At 54.4% G+C, this 25,882-nt stretch carries 1 protein-coding gene; it reads right to left on the bottom strand.

The window, feature by feature from the left end; all coding sequences use genetic code 11:
* Nucleotides 1-25,524, bottom strand: coding sequence for an Ig-like domain-containing protein (locus tag AC3CID_RS08640; protein ID WP_488526393.1), 25,524 nt, complete (start codon nt 25,522-25,524; stop codon nt 1-3).
* Nucleotides 25,525-25,882 lie beyond the last annotated feature (358 nt).

A 25,882-nucleotide genomic window follows, 5' to 3' on the forward strand; every position in this document is an offset into this window, starting at 1 on the left:
TTATTGGTCTGGTAAGTTCACAAAGAGTTGATTAACCAAGTTGCTCAAATCACTGCTTATCACGCTGCCATCACCTTGAGCGTTCACAGAGTCAAACTGATTCCCCGTATTATCAAGTACAATCGTTTGTGTTTGACCTCCACTATTCGCATCTTCAGAAATAGTAATAACCAAATCCTTATCACCGCCCCCGTTATCGACTTTCTCAATAGTGATATGCTCAAGAAGATCAGACATTGAATTTTCCGTTGGCAATAATTGTGAAATATCTAGGTGGTCTTCACCTAAAGCGAAATCAGTAATCGTATCAACATCACCTTGGAACGGTTCATCAACCCATTGGAACAGGTCATCGCCGTCACCTCCAACTAAGATATCGTCACCTAATCCACCGATAAGCGTATCTTCACCACCTTGACCATAGAGAATGTCATCACCTAATCCACCGGTAATGGTATCATCGCCACCACGCGTATCACTGTCTGCGTTAAACAACTCATGGTTATCTTTAACATATTCGTAGATTTCCATGTCTGTAGGTTCTGCACCATTCAACATCTGTAAGAACGTTGTTAGAGCTTCCATACCCGAACCATCAGCTAACGCATCTGGACGAACAAGGCCATTATCATCCCATGGCAAGTTATCAGTATTGATAACATCACCAAACAAAATATCGTTACCGGCACCGCCGCTTAGATCATCACTACCTACAGGCAGTAGCGTGATTTCGTTGCTACCTTCCTCAAGTGCAGCATCTAAGCCTTGACTTGACTGAACGATTTCAACGTCGCCTGTCGTACTTGTTACTGTCTTGATTGCAAAGTTGTCTAAGTATACGTCTGCCGTGTAACCGCTTTGATCTTCATAAACAGAGAGTACTAACTGGTACTTACCTTCATGAAGTAGATCTGTTTCAATCGAGCCAGTACTACTTCCAGATGAGACACTTACCCATGCTTGAGCTTGTTCATCAAATTTCTGAACACTCCACCCAAACGTATCGCCGCCACCGAAATAGCTACCCTGTGATGCGTCGAATGTCAGTACTGACGCTTCGCCGCTAGCAACAACAAACTCAGGGCTGGTCATTGAAGCTGAGCTATTAATGTCACCCGTATCGGTTAGCAAGATGCTTGAGCTAGTCAGTACTGCTGTGCCACCGGAAACCGCAAAGTTCTCAAGGCTCCAAGATTCACCTGTACTAGAGCTAAAGTTTGCAAGTTGCGTTGTAGTTGATGAATACGTGTACGAAGAACCATTATCACTAACGAAGTGTTCTAATATTTCAGAATCAATACCATCTCCGATACCTATCGTTCTAACTTTTGATACATCCGCTAGCTCATCGAAAGCAGTAACAGAGTCAGCAAACTCATCAAACTGGGTGGTAGAGCCGCTGTTGTTTGAACTGTTCGACACAGTTGGTTTCCCATCAGTTAAGAAGAACGTTAAGTTTTCATAACTCGACGGTTGATCATCATCAGCAAACCAATCTTTAGCTGAATCAAAAGCAGCCTCGTAGTTAGTTGCGCCATCCGCAGTCAAATCATTGATCGCTGAGTTAACTGTCTGCTCTAAGTCTGACTCTTCTAAGTTATGCAAGTCTATTTCTATACTCGCGCTCGCCTCGAAACCAATTAACGCCAAATTAATAATACCGGGATGAGACGCAATATCTGCCAACATAGCAATGAGTGAAGCTTTAACCACGGCTAACTTAGATTGGCTACTGTTGTTATTGAGTGCGTCTCTCATACTGCCTGAAGTATCGACTACTAAAGCAATATTGTAGTTGGTTGGTGCAATAGAGTTATCAACTACACCACCAGTATCACCTAGCAATACATCATCACCATCAAAACCAATAATTGTATTATCGCCATTCGTGCTTTCACTTGCCGTAAAGATCGTTCCGGTTTGAGTATCTGCGTACATTTCTGAATCTAATGCATGACCTTGATCATCAACTTCTTGAGCGCCGGCGGTAACCGTTAGTACTGGTGTAGTATTTACAGGCGCTTCAACAATCACAGTCAGCTTACCTTCGCTATCAAGTTCACTAGGCTCAATAACCCAAGTACCATCTGCTTGCTTAGTACCTATAGATAAAACTACATCACTTGGTACGTCGCTAATCACGAGTGAAGTTACTTGCTCGCTACCGTCGTTATCATATAAGTCGATATCGATGCTTAACTCAAATACCTCAGAAACCTTAGTCAATTGACCGTCTGACACATCAAACTTACCATCCTGTAGATATAACGTTTCAAGGCCATAAAAATCATGATTCGCCAAGATATTGTTATCTGGATCACCATCTACGTCTTTTATTAAGCGGAAGTCCCAAGGTTGACCATTACCAGAAACATATTCAAGTTCGGAAGAAGAGGCAGGCAAATACGCTACGTCTGTTCCATCTAAACCACGATAGGCCGTTGTACGGTCAGAGTTCTGAGATACTAAAATATCTTCTCCACTGTCAGATATCGAGTCGCCTCGAAGCTCTATCGAACCACCATCAAGGGCACTACCTACCAAAATATCGTCTCCGGCACCACCATCAATTATGTCGTTAACGGACGATCCACCCAGTAATATATCGTTACCTTCACCACCGTTTGCTAAATAATGGGTTCCAGATCCATATTCGATAAGATCGCCTAAGTTAGTACCAGCCACCTGTGTTCCATCAGTAACAATGTTGGCTCCATCGCCATACAAACTATTATTATAACTAGCCTGGCCTGTACTTTGCACTTGAGATACAAAGCTTAAGACATCATCTGAGACTCCAAAACTCAACGCAGCTAAGTCTGCAGAAACAACTAGCCCATTACTAATTGGAGTAACTGATGTAGTAACAACTGCCGTATCAGTAAGACCAGAGCTATCAACGATTGTATACGTAAATGACGCACTACCCGTTACATTACTGTTTGGCGTGAAGGTTATTTCACCACTGTTCTGATCATATGACACAGTTCCATCAGCCGAACTAAACCCATCGGCGACAATAGTAAAACTATCACCTGTATTTGGATCATAATCATTAGCAACAAGAAGTGACGAGTCTACAGTCAAAGATTCACCCTCTCGTACAGATAGAACATCGCCAATCAATGGGAAGTCGTTTAAATCGTGCTCACCATTGTTGTAATTACCATTACCATCTACAGTACCCAAATTAATATCTAGATTAGCAGCACCACCTTGGTCCCAATAAACGACTTCAATTGAGTGGTAACCCGAACTATCGATAGTAAATGAATCATGAAGGGTTGTTGTAGAAGATTGATTTTGGTCGACCGTTGCCACCGCAACACCATCAATCAGAATGGTATAACCATCATCTGCTGTAACTTTAAATGCAAAGTCCCCTTGCTCTAGATAAATAGAGCCGCTCATCTTAATGACACCATCTGTGTGATCAGCAACTGAACCTTCTAACGATGAAGCATCACTGTTCAAGAAGTCTTCAAATTGAGCCTGTGAACTTAAGCCATTAGTATTTCCATTCAGGGTGTAATTAATGTCTCTAGCTTCAAACGTAAGATCTGCATCTTGGCTTGATATGACATTTAATGCGTCTTGAACAGAGTCTATATTACCGTTAATACTATCATTAGAGCCGTAATAGTAACCAGATAGGCCACCGAACACAGAGACTGTATCGTCTTGTGCAACGGGAGATTGTCCCGCCGAATTATCTGTAATTGTTAACTGAGCAGTTTCGTCACTCAGCAGACCTCCTGAGTCTACCGATTTATAATCTATTTCTTCAGTAAGTTCCGCACTGACTACATCGACTCCTTTCAATGTAATATTTGAGTTCTTATCGGGGTCATCTGAACCGTCTTGCGTAGTGAAAACTCGCAACTCAGTAAATCCATCAGGAACAGAGACATTAACAGTAGCATTACCATTATTGTCGATAGAAAGAGCATGATCGCCAGTTTCGTCACTATCAAAATAGAAAGTACCAACTACATTACCGTCTGAATCAAGCGCGAGGACATTAATACGACCTCCAGCAGTATTTCCGGCATTATAATTTCCGAATACACTACCAAAATCAATATTGGCTTCTGTAATGGTTGCACCAGATTGAGAATAATCAACAGAGATATATTCCTGATTGCCACCGTTAACTACATCCAACTCTCCGCTAGTTGAATTCGCGTTAGTTGACACACCAAAGCCATCCTCTTGGTTTTGACTGTCGTAAACTAAATAAGAATTTGTATCGACTACATTAGCGTCAGTTGGGGAGCTACCGTCGTAAATACCAGAGCTTATGATTACGCTCCCTTGTAGATAACTTACACTGCTGGATCCATTATTAACTTGGTTTGCGAAAGTACTAGCTACGAAATCAAGTTTATCTACCGCGTTGGGGTCTTGTTCATACTCTACTTGAGCGTCACTACTTATTATATCGTTTGCTTCAATTAATACTTTTCCACCACCTGAAACATCATACAACTTACCGAACAATGGCTCTTCAAGGATCTGTACATCGACCGGTGTCCCTGAAGTATCATCTTCAATATCTGCAACATTATTTTCATTACCAAACTGTCCAGAGTCGAATGTAAAGAAAGCTTCTTCGTTGTTGTCTAAACCTACAGCGAAATCTTCTGCAATCGGTGCGTCGTTTACCGTATCGACGCCTAGGTTCAGGCTGTTGCCCGTACCATTGTTGCCGTCCACGTCGGTGTACTTGTCATCGGCAACCGTAATGCTCGCCTGGCCATCGAAGTTCGCCTCTGGCGTGAACGTCGCAGTCCAGATGCTTGGGTCGGTCGCATCTTGCGTTAGGTTGGTCAGCGTGCCGCCTGTGGTCACGATATCGGTCGCATCGAAGCCTGCCACCGCTTCACTGAAGTCGAACGTGATGGTCGCGGTTTCGCCGCCGATCAAGTTCGCATCATTGCTGGTGATGGTCAGTTCTGGCGCATCCGTATCGACGCCTAGGTTCAGGCTGTTGCCCGTACCATTGTTGCCGTCCACGTCGGTGTACTTGTCATCGGCAACCGTAATGCTCGCCTGGCCATCGAAGTTCGCCTCTGGCGTGAACGTCGCAGTCCAGATGCTTGGGTCGGTCGCATCTTGCGTTAGGTTGGTCAGCGTGCCGCCTGTGGTCACGATATCGGTCGCATCGAAGCCTGCCACCGCTTCACTGAAGTCGAACGTGATGGTCGCGGTTTCGCCGCCGATCAAGTTCGCATCATTGCTGGTGATGGTCAGTTCTGGCGCATCCGTATCGACGCCTAGGTTCAGGCTGTTGCCCGTACCATTGTTGCCGTCCACGTCGGTGTACTTGTCATCGGCAACCGTAATGCTCGCCTGGCCATCGAAGTTCGCCTCTGGCGTGAACGTCGCAGTCCAGATGCTTGGGTCGGTCGCATCTTGCGTTAGGTTGGTCAGCGTGCCGCCTGTGGTCACGATATCGGTCGCATCGAAGCCTGCCACCGCTTCACTGAAGTCGAACGTGATGGTCGCGGTTTCGCCGCCGATCAAGTTCGCATCATTGCTGGTGATGGTCAGTTCTGGCGCATCCGTATCGACGCCTAGGTTCAGGCTGTTGCCCGTACCATTGTTGCCGTCCACGTCGGTGTACTTGTCATCGGCAACCGTAATGCTCGCCTGGCCATCGAAGTTCGCCTCTGGCGTGAACGTCGCAGTCCAGATGCTTGGGTCGGTCGCATCTTGCGTTAGGTTGGTCAGCGTGCCGCCTGTGGTCACGATATCGGTCGCATCGAAGCCTGCCACCGCTTCACTGAAGTCGAACGTGATGGTCGCGGTTTCGCCGCCGATCAAGTTCGCATCATTGCTGGTGATGGTCAGTTCTGGCGCATCCGTATCGACGCCTAGGTTCAGGCTGTTGCCCGTACCATTGTTGCCGTCCACGTCGGTGTACTTGTCATCGGCAACCGTAATGCTCGCCTGGCCATCGAAGTTCGCCTCTGGCGTGAACGTCGCAGTCCAGATGCTTGGGTCGGTCGCATCTTGCGTTAGGTTGGTCAGCGTGCCGCCTGTGGTCACGATATCGGTCGCATCGAAGCCTGCCACCGCTTCACTGAAGTCGAACGTGATGGTCGCGGTTTCGCCGCCGATCAAGTTCGCATCATTGCTGGTGATGGTCAGTTCTGGCGCATCCGTATCGACGCCTAGGTTCAGGCTGTTGCCCGTACCATTGTTGCCGTCCACGTCGGTGTACTTGTCATCGGCAACCGTAATGCTCGCCTGGCCATCGAAGTTCGCCTCTGGCGTGAACGTCGCAGTCCAGATGCTTGGGTCGGTCGCATCTTGCGTTAGGTTGGTCAGCGTGCCGCCTGTGGTCACGATATCGGTCGCATCGAAGCCTGCCACCGCTTCACTGAAGTCGAACGTGATGGTCGCGGTTTCGCCGCCGATCAAGTTCGCATCATTGCTGGTGATGGTCAGTTCTGGCGCATCCGTATCGACGCCTAGGTTCAGGCTGTTGCCCGTACCATTGTTGCCGTCCACGTCGGTGTACTTGTCATCGGCAACCGTAATGCTCGCCTGGCCATCGAAGTTCGCCTCTGGCGTGAACGTCGCAGTCCAGATGCTTGGGTCGGTCGCATCTTGCGTTAGGTTGGTCAGCGTGCCGCCTGTGGTCACGATATCGGTCGCATCGAAGCCTGCCACCGCTTCACTGAAGTCGAACGTGATGGTCGCGGTTTCGCCGCCGATCAAGTTCGCATCATTGCTGGTGATGGTCAGTTCTGGCGCATCCGTATCGACGCCTAGGTTCAGGCTGTTGCCCGTACCATTGTTGCCGTCCACGTCGGTGTACTTGTCATCGGCAACCGTAATGCTCGCCTGGCCATCGAAGTTCGCCTCTGGCGTGAACGTCGCAGTCCAGATGCTTGGGTCGGTCGCATCTTGCGTTAGGTTGGTCAGCGTGCCGCCTGTGGTCACGATATCGGTCGCATCGAAGCCTGCCACCGCTTCACTGAAGTCGAACGTGATGGTCGCGGTTTCGCCGCCGATCAAGTTCGCATCATTGCTGGTGATGGTCAGTTCTGGCGCATCCGTATCGACGCCTAGGTTCAGGCTGTTGCCCGTACCATTGTTGCCGTCCACGTCGGTGTACTTGTCATCGGCAACCGTAATGCTCGCCTGGCCATCGAAGTTCGCCTCTGGCGTGAACGTCGCAGTCCAGATGCTTGGGTCGGTCGCATCTTGCGTTAGGTTGGTCAGCGTGCCGCCTGTGGTCACGATATCGGTCGCATCGAAGCCTGCCACCGCTTCACTGAAGTCGAACGTGATGGTCGCGGTTTCGCCGCCGATCAAGTTCGCATCATTGCTGGTGATGGTCAGTTCTGGCGCATCCGTATCGACGCCTAGGTTCAGGCTGTTGCCCGTACCATTGTTGCCGTCCACGTCGGTGTACTTGTCATCGGCAACCGTAATGCTCGCCTGGCCATCGAAGTTCGCCTCTGGCGTGAACGTCGCAGTCCAGATGCTTGGGTCGGTCGCATCTTGCGTTAGGTTGGTCAGCGTGCCGCCTGTGGTCACGATATCGGTCGCATCGAAGCCTGCCACCGCTTCACTGAAGTCGAACGTGATGGTCGCGGTTTCGCCGCCGATCAAGTTCGCATCATTGCTGGTGATGGTCAGTTCTGGCGCATCCGTATCGACGCCTAGGTTCAGGCTGTTGCCCGTACCATTGTTGCCGTCCACGTCGGTGTACTTGTCATCGGCAACCGTAATGCTCGCCTGGCCATCGAAGTTCGCCTCTGGCGTGAACGTCGCAGTCCAGATGCTTGGGTCGGTCGCATCTTGCGTTAGGTTGGTCAGCGTGCCGCCTGTGGTCACGATATCGGTCGCATCGAAGCCTGCCACCGCTTCACTGAAGTCGAACGTGATGGTCGCGGTTTCGCCGCCGATCAAGTTCGCATCATTGCTGGTGATGGTCAGTTCTGGCGCATCCGTATCGACGCCTAGGTTCAGGCTGTTGCCCGTACCATTGTTGCCGTCCACGTCGGTGTACTTGTCATCGGCAACCGTAATGCTCGCCTGGCCATCGAAGTTCGCCTCTGGCGTGAACGTCGCAGTCCAGATGCTTGGGTCGGTCGCATCTTGCGTTAGGTTGGTCAGCGTGCCGCCTGTGGTCACGATATCGGTCGCATCGAAGCCTGCCACCGCTTCACTGAAGTCGAACGTGATGGTCGCGGTTTCGCCGCCGATCAAGTTCGCATCATTGCTGGTGATGGTCAGTTCTGGCGCATCCGTATCGACGCCTAGGTTCAGGCTGTTGCCCGTACCATTGTTGCCGTCCACGTCGGTGTACTTGTCATCGGCAACCGTAATGCTCGCCTGGCCATCGAAGTTCGCCTCTGGCGTGAACGTCGCAGTCCAGATGCTTGGGTCGGTCGCATCTTGCGTTAGGTTGGTCAGCGTGCCGCCTGTGGTCACGATATCGGTCGCATCGAAGCCTGCCACCGCTTCACTGAAGTCGAACGTGATGGTCGCGGTTTCGCCGCCGATCAAGTTCGCATCATTGCTGGTGATGGTCAGTTCTGGCGCATCCGTATCGACGCCTAGGTTCAGGCTGTTGCCCGTACCATTGTTGCCGTCCACGTCGGTGTACTTGTCATCGGCAACCGTAATGCTCGCCTGGCCATCGAAGTTCGCCTCTGGCGTGAACGTCGCAGTCCAGATGCTTGGGTCGGTCGCATCTTGCGTTAGGTTGGTCAGCGTGCCGCCTGTGGTCACGATATCGGTCGCATCGAAGCCTGCCACCGCTTCACTGAAGTCGAACGTGATGGTCGCGGTTTCGCCGCCGATCAAGTTCGCATCATTGCTGGTGATGGTCAGTTCTGGCGCATCCGTATCGACGCCTAGGTTCAGGCTGTTGCCCGTACCATTGTTGCCGTCCACGTCGGTGTACTTGTCATCGGCAACCGTAATGCTCGCCTGGCCATCGAAGTTCGCCTCTGGCGTGAACGTCGCAGTCCAGATGCTTGGGTCGGTCGCATCTTGCGTTAGGTTGGTCAGCGTGCCGCCTGTGGTCACGATATCGGTCGCATCGAAGCCTGCCACCGCTTCACTGAAGTCGAACGTGATGGTCGCGGTTTCGCCGCCGATCAAGTTCGCATCATTGCTGGTGATGGTCAGTTCTGGCGCATCCGTATCGACGCCTAGGTTCAGGCTGTTGCCCGTACCATTGTTGCCGTCCACGTCGGTGTACTTGTCATCGGCAACCGTAATGCTCGCCTGGCCATCGAAGTTCGCCTCTGGCGTGAACGTCGCAGTCCAGATGCTTGGGTCGGTCGCATCTTGCGTTAGGTTGGTCAGCGTGCCGCCTGTGGTCACGATATCGGTCGCATCGAAGCCTGCCACCGCTTCACTGAAGTCGAACGTGATGGTCGCGGTTTCGCCGCCGATCAAGTTCGCATCATTGCTGGTGATGGTCAGTTCTGGCGCATCCGTATCGACGCCTAGGTTCAGGCTGTTGCCCGTACCATTGTTGCCGTCCACGTCGGTGTACTTGTCATCGGCAACCGTAATGCTCGCCTGGCCATCGAAGTTCGCCTCTGGCGTGAACGTCGCAGTCCAGATGCTTGGGTCGGTCGCATCTTGCGTTAGGTTGGTCAGCGTGCCGCCTGTGGTCACGATATCGGTCGCATCGAAGCCTGCCACCGCTTCACTGAAGTCGAACGTGATGGTCGCGGTTTCGCCGCCGATCAAGTTCGCATCATTGCTGGTGATGGTCAGTTCTGGCGCATCCGTATCGACGCCTAGGTTCAGGCTGTTGCCCGTACCATTGTTGCCGTCCACGTCGGTGTACTTGTCATCGGCAACCGTAATGCTCGCCTGGCCATCGAAGTTCGCCTCTGGCGTGAACGTCGCAGTCCAGATGCTTGGGTCGGTCGCATCTTGCGTTAGGTTGGTCAGCGTGCCGCCTGTGGTCACGATATCGGTCGCATCGAAGCCTGCCACCGCTTCACTGAAGTCGAACGTGATGGTCGCGGTTTCGCCGCCGATCAAGTTCGCATCATTGCTGGTGATGGTCAGTTCTGGCGCATCCGTATCGACGCCTAGGTTCAGGCTGTTGCCCGTACCATTGTTGCCGTCCACGTCGGTGTACTTGTCATCGGCAACCGTAATGCTCGCCTGGCCATCGAAGTTCGCCTCTGGCGTGAACGTCGCAGTCCAGATGCTTGGGTCGGTCGCATCTTGCGTTAGGTTGGTCAGCGTGCCGCCTGTGGTCACGATATCGGTCGCATCGAAGCCTGCCACCGCTTCACTGAAGTCGAACGTGATGGTCGCGGTTTCGCCGCCGATCAAGTTCGCATCATTGCTGGTGATGGTCAGTTCTGGCGCATCCGTATCGACGCCTAGGTTCAGGCTGTTGCCCGTACCATTGTTGCCGTCCACGTCGGTGTACTTGTCATCGGCAACCGTAATGCTCGCCTGGCCATCGAAGTTCGCCTCTGGCGTGAACGTCGCAGTCCAGATGCTTGGGTCGGTCGCATCTTGCGTTAGGTTGGTCAGCGTGCCGCCTGTGGTCACGATATCGGTCGCATCGAAGCCTGCCACCGCTTCACTGAAGTCGAACGTGATGGTCGCGGTTTCGCCGCCGATCAAGTTCGCATCATTGCTGGTGATGGTCAGTTCTGGCGCATCCGTATCGACGCCTAGGTTCAGGCTGTTGCCCGTACCATTGTTGCCGTCCACGTCGGTGTACTTGTCATCGGCAACCGTAATGCTCGCCTGGCCATCGAAGTTCGCCTCTGGCGTGAACGTCGCAGTCCAGATGCTTGGGTCGGTCGCATCTTGCGTTAGGTTGGTCAGCGTGCCGCCTGTGGTCACGATATCGGTCGCATCGAAGCCTGCCACCGCTTCACTGAAGTCGAACGTGATGGTCGCGGTTTCGCCGCCGATCAAGTTCGCATCATTGCTGGTGATGGTCAGTTCTGGCGCATCCGTATCGACGCCTAGGTTCAGGCTGTTGCCCGTACCATTGTTGCCGTCCACGTCGGTGTACTTGTCATCGGCAACCGTAATGCTCGCCTGGCCATCGAAGTTCGCCTCTGGCGTGAACGTCGCAGTCCAGATGCTTGGGTCGGTCGCATCTTGCGTTAGGTTGGTCAGCGTGCCGCCTGTGGTCACGATATCGGTCGCATCGAAGCCTGCCACCGCTTCACTGAAGTCGAACGTGATGGTCGCGGTTTCGCCGCCGATCAAGTTCGCATCATTGCTGGTGATGGTCAGTTCTGGCGCATCCGTATCGACGCCTAGGTTCAGGCTGTTGCCCGTACCATTGTTGCCGTCCACGTCGGTGTACTTGTCATCGGCAACCGTAATGCTCGCCTGGCCATCGAAGTTCGCCTCTGGCGTGAACGTCGCAGTCCAGATGCTTGGGTCGGTCGCATCTTGCGTTAGGTTGGTCAGCGTGCCGCCTGTGGTCACGATATCGGTCGCATCGAAGCCTGCCACCGCTTCACTGAAGTCGAACGTGATGGTCGCGGTTTCGCCGCCGATCAAGTTCGCATCATTGCTGGTGATGGTCAGTTCTGGCGCATCCGTATCGACGCCTAGGTTCAGGCTGTTGCCCGTACCATTGTTGCCGTCCACGTCGGTGTACTTGTCATCGGCAACCGTAATGCTCGCCTGGCCATCGAAGTTCGCCTCTGGCGTGAACGTCGCAGTCCAGATGCTTGGGTCGGTCGCATCTTGCGTTAGGTTGGTCAGCGTGCCGCCTGTGGTCACGATATCGGTCGCATCGAAGCCTGCCACCGCTTCACTGAAGTCGAACGTGATGGTCGCGGTTTCGCCGCCGATCAAGTTCGCATCATTGCTGGTGATGGTCAGTTCTGGCGCATCCGTATCGACGCCTAGGTTCAGGCTGTTGCCCGTACCATTGTTGCCGTCCACGTCGGTGTACTTGTCATCGGCAACCGTAATGCTCGCCTGGCCATCGAAGTTCGCCTCTGGCGTGAACGTCGCAGTCCAGATGCTTGGGTCGGTCGCATCTTGCGTTAGGTTGGTCAGCGTGCCGCCTGTGGTCACGATATCGGTCGCATCGAAGCCTGCCACCGCTTCACTGAAGTCGAACGTGATGGTCGCGGTTTCGCCGCCGATCAAGTTCGCATCATTGCTGGTGATGGTCAGTTCTGGCGCATCCGTATCGACGCCTAGGTTCAGGCTGTTGCCCGTACCATTGTTGCCGTCCACGTCGGTGTACTTGTCATCGGCAACCGTAATGCTCGCCTGGCCATCGAAGTTCGCCTCTGGCGTGAACGTCGCAGTCCAGATGCTTGGGTCGGTCGCATCTTGCGTTAGGTTGGTCAGCGTGCCGCCTGTGGTCACGATATCGGTCGCATCGAAGCCTGCCACCGCTTCACTGAAGTCGAACGTGATGGTCGCGGTTTCGCCGCCGATCAAGTTCGCATCATTGCTGGTGATGGTCAGTTCTGGCGCATCCGTATCGACGCCTAGGTTCAGGCTGTTGCCCGTACCATTGTTGCCGTCCACGTCGGTGTACTTGTCATCGGCAACCGTAATGCTCGCCTGGCCATCGAAGTTCGCCTCTGGCGTGAACGTCGCAGTCCAGATGCTTGGGTCGGTCGCATCTTGCGTTAGGTTGGTCAGCGTGCCGCCTGTGGTCACGATATCGGTCGCATCGAAGCCTGCCACCGCTTCACTGAAGTCGAACGTGATGGTCGCGGTTTCGCCGCCGATCAAGTTCGCATCATTGCTGGTGATGGTCAGTTCTGGCGCATCCGTATCGACGCCTAGGTTCAGGCTGTTGCCCGTACCATTGTTGCCGTCCACGTCGGTGTACTTGTCATCGGCAACCGTAATGCTCGCCTGGCCATCGAAGTTCGCCTCTGGCGTGAACGTCGCAGTCCAGATGCTTGGGTCGGTCGCATCTTGCGTTAGGTTGGTCAGCGTGCCGCCTGTGGTCACGATATCGGTCGCATCGAAGCCTGCCACCGCTTCACTGAAGTCGAACGTGATGGTCGCGGTTTCGCCGCCGATCAAGTTCGCATCATTGCTGGTGATGGTCAGTTCTGGCGCATCCGTATCGACGCCTAGGTTCAGGCTGTTGCCCGTACCATTGTTGCCGTCCACGTCGGTGTACTTGTCATCGGCAACCGTAATGCTCGCCTGGCCATCGAAGTTCGCCTCTGGCGTGAACGTCGCAGTCCAGATGCTTGGGTCGGTCGCATCTTGCGTTAGGTTGGTCAGCGTGCCGCCTGTGGTCACGATATCGGTCGCATCGAAGCCTGCCACCGCTTCACTGAAGTCGAACGTGATGGTCGCGGTTTCGCCGCCGATCAAGTTCGCATCATTGCTGGTGATGGTCAGTTCTGGCGCATCCGTATCGACGCCTAGGTTCAGGCTGTTGCCCGTACCATTGTTGCCGTCCACGTCGGTGTACTTGTCATCGGCAACCGTAATGCTCGCCTGGCCATCGAAGTTCGCCTCTGGCGTGAACGTCGCAGTCCAGATGCTTGGGTCGGTCGCATCTTGCGTTAGGTTGGTCAGCGTGCCGCCTGTGGTCACGATATCGGTCGCATCGAAGCCTGCCACCGCTTCACTGAAGTCGAACGTGATGGTCGCGGTTTCGCCGCCGATCAAGTTCGCATCATTGCTGGTGATGGTCAGTTCTGGCGCATCCGTATCGACGCCTAGGTTCAGGCTGTTGCCCGTACCATTGTTGCCGTCCACGTCGGTGTACTTGTCATCGGCAACCGTAATGCTCGCCTGGCCATCGAAGTTCGCCTCTGGCGTGAACGTCGCAGTCCAGATGCTTGGGTCGGTCGCATCTTGCGTTAGGTTGGTCAGCGTGCCGCCTGTGGTCACGATATCGGTCGCATCGAAGCCTGCCACCGCTTCACTGAAGTCGAACGTGATGGTCGCGGTTTCGCCGCCGATCAAGTTCGCATCATTGCTGGTGATGGTCAGTTCTGGCGCATCCGTATCGACGCCTAGGTTCAGGCTGTTGCCCGTACCATTGTTGCCGTCCACGTCGGTGTACTTGTCATCGGCAACCGTAATGCTCGCCTGGCCATCGAAGTTCGCCTCTGGCGTGAACGTCGCAGTCCAGATGCTTGGGTCGGTCGCATCTTGCGTTAGGTTGGTCAGCGTGCCGCCTGTGGTCACGATATCGGTCGCATCGAAGCCTGCCACCGCTTCACTGAAGTCGAACGTGATGGTCGCGGTTTCGCCGCCGATCAAGTTCGCATCATTGCTGGTGATGGTCAGTTCTGGCGCATCCGTATCGACGCCTAGGTTCAGGCTGTTGCCCGTACCATTGTTGCCGTCCACGTCGGTGTACTTGTCATCGGCAACCGTAATGCTCGCCTGGCCATCGAAGTTCGCCTCTGGCGTGAACGTCGCAGTCCAGATGCTTGGGTCGGTCGCATCTTGCGTTAGGTTGGTCAGCGTGCCGCCTGTGGTCACGATATCGGTCGCATCGAAGCCTGCCACCGCTTCACTGAAGTCGAACGTGATGGTCGCGGTTTCGCCGCCGATCAAGTTCGCATCATTGCTGGTGATGGTCAGTTCTGGCGCATCCGTATCGACGCCTAGGTTCAGGCTGTTGCCCGTACCATTGTTGCCGTCCACGTCGGTGTACTTGTCATCGGCAACCGTAATGCTCGCCTGGCCATCGAAGTTCGCCTCTGGCGTGAACGTCGCAGTCCAGATGCTTGGGTCGGTCGCATCTTGCGTTAGGTTGGTCAGCGTGCCGCCTGTGGTCACGATATCGGTCGCATCGAAGCCTGCCACCGCTTCACTGAAGTCGAACGTGATGGTCGCGGTTTCGCCGCCGATCAAGTTCGCATCATTGCTGGTGATGGTCAGTTCTGGCGCATCCGTATCGACGCCTAGGTTCAGGCTGTTGCCCGTACCATTGTTGCCGTCCACGTCGGTGTACTTGTCATCGGCAACCGTAATGCTCGCCTGGCCATCGAAGTTCGCCTCTGGCGTGAACGTCGCAGTCCAGATGCTTGGGTCGGTCGCATCTTGCGTTAGGTTGGTCAGCGTGCCGCCTGTGGTCACGATATCGGTCGCATCGAAGCCTGCCACCGCTTCACTGAAGTCGAACGTGATGGTCGCGGTTTCGCCGCCGATCAAGTTCGCATCATTGCTGGTGATGGTCAGTTCTGGCGCATCCGTATCGACGCCTAGGTTCAGGCTGTTGCCCGTACCATTGTTGCCGTCCACGTCGGTGTACTTGTCATCGGCAACCGTAATGCTCGCCTGGCCATCGAAGTTCGCCTCTGGCGTGAACGTCGCAGTCCAGATGCTTGGGTCGGTCGCATCTTGCGTTAGGTTGGTCAGCGTGCCGCCTGTGGTCACGATATCGGTCGCATCGAAGCCTGCCACCGCTTCACTGAAGTCGAACGTGATGGTCGCGGTTTCGCCGCCGATCAAGTTCGCATCATTGCTGGTGATGGTCAGTTCTGGCGCATCCGTATCGACGCCTAGGTTCAGGCTGTTGCCCGTACCATTGTTGCCGTCCACGTCGGTGTACTTGTCATCGGCAACCGTAATGCTCGCCTGGCCATCGAAGTTCGCCTCTGGCGTGAACGTCGCAGTCCAGATGCTTGGGTCGGTCGCATCTTGCGTTAGGTTGGTCAGCGTGCCGCCTGTGGTCACGATATCGGTCGCATCGAAGCCTGCCACCGCTTCACTGAAGTCGAACGTGATGGTCGCGGTTTCGCCGCCGATCAAGTTCGCATCATTGCTGGTGATGGTCAGTTCTGGCGCATCCGTATCGACGCCTAGGTTCAGGCTGTTGCCCGTACCATTGTTGCCGTCCACGTCGGTGTACTTGTCATCGGCAACCGTAATGCTCGCCTGGCCATCGAAGTTCGCCTCTGGCGTGAACGTCGCAGTCCAGATGCTTGGGTCGGTCGCATCTTGCGTTAGGTTGGTCAGCGTGCCGCCTGTGGTCACGATATCGGTCGCATCGAAGCCTGCCACCGCTTCACTGAAGTCGAACGTGATGGTCGCGGTTTCGCCGCCGATCAAGTTCGCATCATTGCTGGTGATGGTCAGTTCTGGCGCATCCGTATCGACGCCTAGGTTCAGGCTGTTGCCCGTACCATTGTTGCCGTCCACGTCGGTGTACTTGTCATCGGCAACCGTAATGCTCGCCTGGCCATCGAAGTTCGCCTCTGGCGTGAACGTCGCAGTCCAGATGCTTGGGTCGGTCGCATCTTGCGTTAGGTTGGTCAGCGTGCCGCCTGTGGTCACGATATCGGTCGCATCGAAGCCTGCCACCGCTTCACTGAAGTCGAACGTGATGGTCGCGGTTTCGCCGCCGATCAAGTTCGCATCATTGCTGGTGATGGTCAGTTCTGGCGCATCCGTATCGACGCCTAGGTTCAGGCTGTTGCCCGTACCATTGTTGCCGTCCACGTCGGTGTACTTGTCATCGGCAACCGTAATGCTCGCCTGGCCATCGAAGTTCGCCTCTGGCGTGAACGTCGCAGTCCAGATGCTTGGGTCGGTCGCATCTTGCGTTAGGTTGGTCAGCGTGCCGCCTGTGGTCACGATATCGGTCGCATCGAAGCCTGCCACCGCTTCACTGAAGTCGAACGTGATGGTCGCGGTTTCGCCGCCGATCAAGTTCGCATCATTGCTGGTGATGGTCAGTTCTGGCGCATCCGTATCGACGCCTAGGTTCAGGCTGTTGCCCGTACCATTGTTGCCGTCCACGTCGGTGTACTTGTCATCGGCAACCGTAATGCTCGCCTGGCCATCGAAGTTCGCCTCTGGCGTGAACGTCGCAGTCCAGATGCTTGGGTCGGTCGCATCTTGCGTTAGGTTGGTCAGCGTGCCGCCTGTGGTCACGATATCGGTCGCATCGAAGCCTGCCACCGCTTCACTGAAGTCGAACGTGATGGTCGCGGTTTCGCCGCCGATCAAGTTCGCATCATTGCTGGTGATGGTCAGTTCTGGCGCATCCGTATCGACGCCTAGGTTCAGGCTGTTGCCCGTACCATTGTTGCCGTCCACGTCGGTGTACTTGTCATCGGCAACCGTAATGCTCGCCTGGCCATCGAAGTTCGCCTCTGGCGTGAACGTCGCAGTCCAGATGCTTGGGTCGGTCGCATCTTGCGTTAGGTTGGTCAGCGTGCCGCCTGTGGTCACGATATCGGTCGCATCGAAGCCTGCCACCGCTTCACTGAAGTCGAACGTGATGGTCGCGGTTTCGCCGCCGATCAAGTTCGCATCATTGCTGGTGATGGTCAGTTCTGGCGCATCCGTATCGACGCCTAGGTTCAGGCTGTTGCCCGTACCATTGTTGCCGTCCACGTCGGTGTACTTGTCATCGGCAACCGTAATGCTCGCCTGGCCATCGAAGTTCGCCTCTGGCGTGAACGTCGCAGTCCAGATGCTTGGGTCGGTCGCATCTTGCGTTAGGTTGGTCAGCGTGCCGCCTGTGGTCACGATATCGGTCGCATCGAAGCCTGCCACCGCTTCACTGAAGTCGAACGTGATGGTCGCGGTTTCGCCGCCGATCAAGTTCGCATCATTGCTGGTGATGGTCAGTTCTGGCGCATCCGTATCGACGCCTAGGTTCAGGCTGTTGCCCGTACCATTGTTGCCGTCCACGTCGGTGTACTTGTCATCGGCAACCGTAATGCTCGCCTGGCCATCGAAGTTCGCCTCTGGCGTGAACGTCGCAGTCCAGATGCTTGGGTCGGTCGCATCTTGCGTTAGGTTGGTCAGCGTGCCGCCTGTGGTCACGATATCGGTCGCATCGAAGCCTGCCACCGCTTCACTGAAGTCGAACGTGATGGTCGCGGTTTCGCCGCCGATCAAGTTCGCATCATTGCTGGTGATGGTCAGTTCTGGCGCATCCGTATCGACGCCTAGGTTCAGGCTGTTGCCCGTACCATTGTTGCCGTCCACGTCGGTGTACTTGTCATCGGCAACCGTAATGCTCGCCTGGCCATCGAAGTTCGCCTCTGGCGTGAACGTCGCAGTCCAGATGCTTGGGTCGGTCGCATCTTGCGTTAGGTTGGTCAGCGTGCCGCCTGTGGTCACGATATCGGTCGCATCGAAGCCTGCCACCGCTTCACTGAAGTCGAACGTGATGGTCGCGGTTTCGCCGCCGATCAAGTTCGCATCATTGCTGGTGATGGTCAGTTCTGGCGCATCCGTATCGACGCCTAGGTTCAGGCTGTTGCCCGTACCATTGTTGCCGTCCACGTCGGTGTACTTGTCATCGGCAACCGTAATGCTCGCCTGGCCATCGAAGTTCGCCTCTGGCGTGAACGTCGCAGTCCAGATGCTTGGGTCGGTCGCATCTTGCGTTAGGTTGGTCAGCGTGCCGCCTGTGGTCACGATATCGGTCGCATCGAAGCCTGCCACCGCTTCACTGAAGTCGAACGTGATGGTCGCGGTTTCGCCGCCGATCAAGTTCGCATCATTGCTGGTGATGGTCAGTTCTGGCGCATCCGTATCGACGCCTAGGTTCAGGCTGTTGCCCGTACCATTGTTGCCGTCCACGTCGGTGTACTTGTCATCGGCAACCGTAATGCTCGCCTGGCCATCGAAGTTCGCCTCTGGCGTGAACGTCGCAGTCCAGATGCTTGGGTCGGTCGCATCTTGCGTTAGGTTGGTCAGCGTGCCGCCTGTGGTCACGATATCGGTCGCATCGAAGCCTGCCACCGCTTCACTGAAGTCGAACGTGATGGTCGCGGTTTCGCCGCCGATCAAGTTCGCATCATTGCTGGTGATGGTCAGTTCTGGCGCATCCGTATCGACGCCTAGGTTCAGGCTGTTGCCCGTACCATTGTTGCCGTCCACGTCGGTGTACTTGTCATCGGCAACCGTAATGCTCGCCTGGCCATCGAAGTTCGCCTCTGGCGTGAACGTCGCAGTCCAGATGCTTGGGTCGGTCGCATCTTGCGTTAGGTTGGTCAGCGTGCCGCCTGTGGTCACGATATCGGTCGCATCGAAGCCTGCCACCGCTTCACTGAAGTCGAACGTGATGGTCGCGGTTTCGCCGCCGATCAAGTTCGCATCATTGCTGGTGATGGTCAGTTCTGGCGCATCCGTATCGACGCCTAGGTTCAGGCTGTTGCCCGTACCATTGTTGCCGTCCACGTCGGTGTACTTGTCATCGGCAACCGTAATGCTCGCCTGGCCATCGAAGTTCGCCTCTGGCGTGAACGTCGCAGTCCAGATGCTTGGGTCGGTCGCATCTTGCGTTAGGTTGGTCAGCGTGCCGCCTGTGGTCACGATATCGGTCGCATCGAAGCCTGCCACCGCTTCACTGAAGTCGAACGTGATGGTCGCGGTTTCGCCGCCGATCAAGTTCGCATCATTGCTGGTGATGGTCAGTTCTGGCGCATCCGTATCGACGCCTAGGTTCAGGCTGTTGCCCGTACCATTGTTGCCGTCCACGTCGGTGTACTTGTCATCGGCAACCGTAATGCTCGCCTGGCCATCGAAGTTCGCCTCTGGCGTGAACGTCGCAGTCCAGATGCTTGGGTCGGTCGCATCTTGCGTTAGGTTGGTCAGCGTGCCGCCTGTGGTCACGATATCGGTCGCATCGAAGCCTGCCACCGCTTCACTGAAGTCGAACGTGATGGTCGCGGTTTCGCCGCCGATCAAGTTCGCATCATTGCTGGTGATGGTCAGTTCTGGCGCATCCGTATCGACGCCTAGGTTCAGGCTGTTGCCCGTACCATTGTTGCCGTCCACGTCGGTGTACTTGTCATCGGCAACCGTAATGCTCGCCTGGCCATCGAAGTTCGCCTCTGGCGTGAACGTCGCAGTCCAGATGCTTGGGTCGGTCGCATCTTGCGTTAGGTTGGTCAGCGTGCCGCCTGTGGTCACGATATCGGTCGCATCGAAGCCTGCCACCGCTTCACTGAAGTCGAACGTGATGGTCGCGGTTTCGCCGCCGATCAAGTTCGCATCATTGCTGGTGATGGTCAGTTCTGGCGCATCCGTATCGACGCCTAGGTTCAGGCTGTTGCCCGTACCATTGTTGCCGTCCACGTCGGTGTACTTGTCATCGGCAACCGTAATGCTCGCCTGGCCATCGAAGTTCGCCTCTGGCGTGAACGTCGCAGTCCAGATGCTTGGGTCGGTCGCATCTTGCGTTAGGTTGGTCAGCGTGCCGCCTGTGGTCACGATATCGGTCGCATCGAAGCCTGCCACCGCTTCACTGAAGTCGAACGTGATGGTCGCGGTTTCGCCGCCGATCAAGTTCGCATCATTGCTGGTGATGGTCAGTTCTGGCGCATCCGTATCGACGCCTAGGTTCAGGCTGTTGCCCGTACCATTGTTGCCGTCCACGTCGGTGTACTTGTCATCGGCAACCGTAATGCTCGCCTGGCCATCGAAGTTCGCCTCTGGCGTGAACGTCGCAGTCCAGATGCTTGGGTCGGTCGCATCTTGCGTTAGGTTGGTCAGCGTGCCGCCTGTGGTCACGATATCGGTCGCATCGAAGCCTGCCACCGCTTCACTGAAGTCGAACGTGATGGTCGCGGTTTCGCCGCCGATCAAGTTCGCATCATTGCTGGTGATGGTCAGTTCTGGCGCATCCGTATCGACGCCTAGGTTCAGGCTGTTGCCCGTACCATTGTTGCCGTCCACGTCGGTGTACTTGTCATCGGCAACCGTAATGCTCGCCTGGCCATCGAAGTTCGCCTCTGGCGTGAACGTCGCAGTCCAGATGCTTGGGTCGGTCGCATCTTGCGTTAGGTTGGTCAGCGTGCCGCCTGTGGTCACGATATCGGTCGCATCGAAGCCTGCCACCGCTTCACTGAAGTCGAACGTGATGGTCGCGGTTTCGCCGCCGATCAAGTTCGCATCATTGCTGGTGATGGTCAGTTCTGGCGCATCCGTATCGACGCCTAGGTTCAGGCTGTTGCCCGTACCATTGTTGCCGTCCACGTCGGTGTACTTGTCATCGGCAACCGTAATGCTCGCCTGGCCATCGAAGTTCGCCTCTGGCGTGAACGTCGCAGTCCAGATGCTTGGGTCGGTCGCATCTTGCGTTAGGTTGGTCAGCGTGCCGCCTGTGGTCACGATATCGGTCGCATCGAAGCCTGCCACCGCTTCACTGAAGTCGAACGTGATGGTCGCGGTTTCGCCGCCGATCAAGTTCGCATCATTGCTGGTGATGGTCAGTTCTGGCGCATCCGTATCGACGCCTAGGTTCAGGCTGTTGCCCGTACCATTGTTGCCGTCCACGTCGGTGTACTTGTCATCGGCAACCGTAATGCTCGCCTGGCCATCGAAGTTCGCCTCTGGCGTGAACGTCGCAGTCCAGATGCTTGGGTCGGTCGCATCTTGCGTTAGGTTGGTCAGCGTGCCGCCTGTGGTCACGATATCGGTCGCATCGAAGCCTGCCACCGCTTCACTGAAGTCGAACGTGATGGTCGCGGTTTCGCCGCCGATCAAGTTCGCATCATTGCTGGTGATGGTCAGTTCTGGCGCATCCGTATCGACGCCTAGGTTCAGGCTGTTGCCCGTACCATTGTTGCCGTCCACGTCGGTGTACTTGTCATCGGCAACCGTAATGCTCGCCTGGCCATCGAAGTTCGCCTCTGGCGTGAACGTCGCAGTCCAGATGCTTGGGTCGGTCGCATCTTGCGTTAGGTTGGTCAGCGTGCCGCCTGTGGTCACGATATCGGTCGCATCGAAGCCTGCCACCGCTTCACTGAAGTCGAACGTGATGGTCGCGGTTTCGCCGCCGATCAAGTTCGCATCATTGCTGGTGATGGTCAGTTCTGGCGCATCCGTATCGACGCCTAGGTTCAGGCTGTTGCCCGTACCATTGTTGCCGTCCACGTCGGTGTACTTGTCATCGGCAACCGTAATGCTCGCCTGGCCATCGAAGTTCGCCTCTGGCGTGAACGTCGCAGTCCAGATGCTTGGGTCGGTCGCATCTTGCGTTAGGTTGGTCAGCGTGCCGCCTGTGGTCACGATATCGGTCGCATCGAAGCCTGCCACCGCTTCACTGAAGTCGAACGTGATGGTCGCGGTTTCGCCGCCGATCAAGTTCGCATCATTGCTGGTGATGGTCAGTTCTGGCGCATCCGTATCGACGCCTAGGTTCAGGCTGTTGCCCGTACCATTGTTGCCGTCCACGTCGGTGTACTTGTCATCGGCAACCGTAATGCTCGCCTGGCCATCGAAGTTCGCCTCTGGCGTGAACGTCGCAGTCCAGATGCTTGGGTCGGTCGCATCTTGCGTTAGGTTGGTCAGCGTGCCGCCTGTGGTCACGATATCGGTCGCATCGAAGCCTGCCACCGCTTCACTGAAGTCGAACGTGATGGTCGCGGTTTCGCCGCCGATCAAGTTCGCATCATTGCTGGTGATGGTCAGTTCTGGCGCATCCGTATCGACGCCTAGGTTCAGGCTGTTGCCCGTACCATTGTTGCCGTCCACGTCGGTGTACTTGTCATCGGCAACCGTAATGCTCGCCTGGCCATCGAAGTTCGCCTCTGGCGTGAACGTCGCAGTCCAGATGCTTGGGTCGGTCGCATCTTGCGTTAGGTTGGTCAGCGTGCCGCCTGTGGTCACGATATCGGTCGCATCGAAGCCTGCCACCGCTTCACTGAAGTCGAACGTGATGGTCGCGGTTTCGCCGCCGATCAAGTTCGCATCATTGCTGGTGATGGTCAGTTCTGGCGCATCCGTATCGACGCCTAGGTTCAGGCTGTTGCCCGTACCATTGTTGCCGTCCACGTCGGTGTACTTGTCATCGGCAACCGTAATGCTCGCCTGGCCATCGAAGTTCGCCTCTGGCGTGAACGTCGCAGTCCAGATGCTTGGGTCGGTCGCATCTTGCGTTAGGTTGGTCAGCGTGCCGCCTGTGGTCACGATATCGGTCGCATCGAAGCCTGCCACCGCTTCACTGAAGTCGAACGTGATGGTCGCGGTTTCGCCGCCGATCAAGTTCGCATCATTGCTGGTGATGGTCAGTTCTGGCGCATCCGTATCGACGCCTAGGTTCAGGCTGTTGCCCGTACCATTGTTGCCGTCCACGTCGGTGTACTTGTCATCGGCAACCGTAATGCTCGCCTGGCCATCGAAGTTCGCCTCTGGCGTGAACGTCGCAGTCCAGATGCTTGGGTCGGTCGCATCTTGCGTTAGGTTGGTCAGCGTGCCGCCTGTGGTCACGATATCGGTCGCATCGAAGCCTGCCACCGCTTCACTGAAGTCGAACGTGATGGTCGCGGTTTCGCCGCCGATCAAGTTCGCATCATTGCTGGTGATGGTCAGTTCTGGCGCATCCGTATCGATAACCCCAACATCAATCGTAATCGTATCTGTACCGCCATTCCCATCACTTACGACGGCAGTGAAACTATCAGAACCGTTATAGTTTTCATCTGGAGTATAGGTCCAATTACCATCTTCATCGACAGTAACAGTGCCATTTGATGGATCGGTGCCTTTCGTAAAAGATAAAGAATCGTTATCTTCATCGGTTGCAGAAAAACTACCACTGAATGGAGTATCCTCGTCTGTTGTTATTGAAACACTATCACCGAGTGGGTCGCCATTACCATCAACCAGGATTGGGGCATCGTTGACTGCATTCACACCCACATTAACTGTCAGCGTATCAGTTCCGCCCTGGCCGTCAGAGACAATGACCGTGAAGCTGTCGCTGCCGTTGTAGTCTTCGTTTGGTGTGTAGGTCCAGTTGCCGTTTTCATCAACAGTCACTGACCCATTAGACGGGTCGCTACCTTTTGAGAAGCTTAATGAGTCGTCATCGTCGTCTGATGCAGAAAGAGAACCGCTAATTGGCGTATCTTCGTCAGTCGTGACTGCAACACTGTCACCGAGTGGGTCGCCATTACCATCAACCAGGATTGGAGTATCGTTGACCGGATTCACACCCACATTCACTGTCAGCGTATCAGTTCCGCCCTGGCCGTCAGAGACAATAACCGTGAAGCTGTCACTGCCGTTGTAGTCTTCGTTTGGTGTGTAGCTCCAGTTGCCGTTTTCATCAACAGTCACTGACCCATTAGACGGATCGCTGCCTTTTGAGAAGCTTAGTGAGTCATTGTCACCATCTGATGCAGAAAGAGAACCGCTAACTGGCGTATCTTCGTCAGTCGTGACTGCAACACTGTCACCGAGTGGGTCGCCATTACCATCAACCAGGATTGGTGCATCGTTGACTGGATTCACACCCACATTCACTGTCAGTGTATCAGTCCCGCCCTGGCCGTCAGAGACAATAACCGTGAAGCTGTCGCTGCCGTTGTAATCTTCGTTTGGTGTGTAGCTCCAGTTGCCGTTTTCATCAACAGTCACTGACCCATTAGACGGATCGCTGCCTTTTGAGAAGCTTAGCGAGTCGTTATCGTCGTCTGATGCAGAAAGAGAACCGCTAACTGGCGTATCTTCGTCAGTCGTGACTGCAACACTGTCACCGAGTGGGTCGCTATTACCATCAACCAGGATTGGTGCATCGTTGACTGGATTCACACCCACATTCACTGTCAGCGTATCAGTCCCGCCCTGGCCGTCAGAGACAATAACCGTGAAGCTGTCGCTGCCGTTGTAATCTTCGTTTGGTGTGTAGGTCCAGTTGCCGTTTTCATCAACAGTCACTGACCCATTAGACGGATCGCTGCCTTTTGAGAAGCTTAACGAGTCGTTATCGTCATCTGATGCGGACAGTGAGCCGCTCACTGGTGTGTCTTCATCGCTGGTTACCGCCACGCTGTCGCCAAGTGGGTCGCCATTACCATCAACCAGCGTTGGCGCATCATTAACTGGGGTAACGCCAACATTCACAGTGATCGTATCAGTGCCACCTTGACCATCTGAAACCACGACTGAGAAACTATCATTGCCGTTGAAGTCATTATCTGGTGTGTACGTCCAACTACCGTCGTTATTTAGAACAACTGAGCCATTGTTTGGGGATTGAGAAAGCGAGAACGTCAAAGCATCACTGTCTTCGTCAAGGGCATTTAGAACACCATTAACAGGTGTATCTTCATCTGTCGTAAAGGTGACGACGTCACTAGCTTCAGCATTGTTTGAGTCAACAAAAGATGGGTTGCTGTTTAAAGGCGTTGCTGCTTCAGTCAATGAACGATAAGCGTCAAGTAGGCTTAGGCTTTGAGTGCGAGATAAGCCCAATGATTCGAAACCCGTAGTAACGAACTCTGTACCAGGAATGGTTTCTTCACCATCACGTTCAATAGTTCCGCTAGAAGCCAAACTTGAACCGTTTTGACCTGCTGCCGTTGCGAACTCCTCACCTAGCTCGGTCGGGTCTTGACCTTCTTCTAATGCGGCAAAGATATTCGCAATATCTTGGTCGAGCTCAATTTCGCCTTCTTCTGATGAGAAGCGTTTTGCCGATACCTGAGGTTCATTGGATCCGTTCTGGGATTCAAGAACGACATCCCCTGTTTGTAGTGGTTGGCCTTCTTCTAAGACTTTAATCGTACCATCTACCGAGATAACAATGCGCTGGCCAAGTGCTAATGCACCACCCAAATTCAATGTTGTCATGTCCATATAAACCCCTAAAAAAGCATTTCTTGTCATTAACGTCAAAATAGTGACATTATATTTATAATATTAGTTAAAATATAACACTTAAAGTCATATAATTCCTAGTTATGAATCTAGTATTTAACAACTTGAGTGACAAGCTAATGACGGTGATCACATCGCATAACAATCTTAGTGCTCACACCAGTAATATAAGTTATTGTGTTTGCGGAAAATAATAGATTTAAAAACGTAAGATTGACGTGTCTAAAAACACCATAAAACGCACGCTGATCGGTTAACATTTTGACAACCATTTGCGAACGCCAGCTTAGCGATCGTAATTTTTTTGGCGGTTCATCTAAATTTCGTATATAACAGC

Source organism: Vibrio sp. QJM3NY_21, assembly GCF_057785975.1.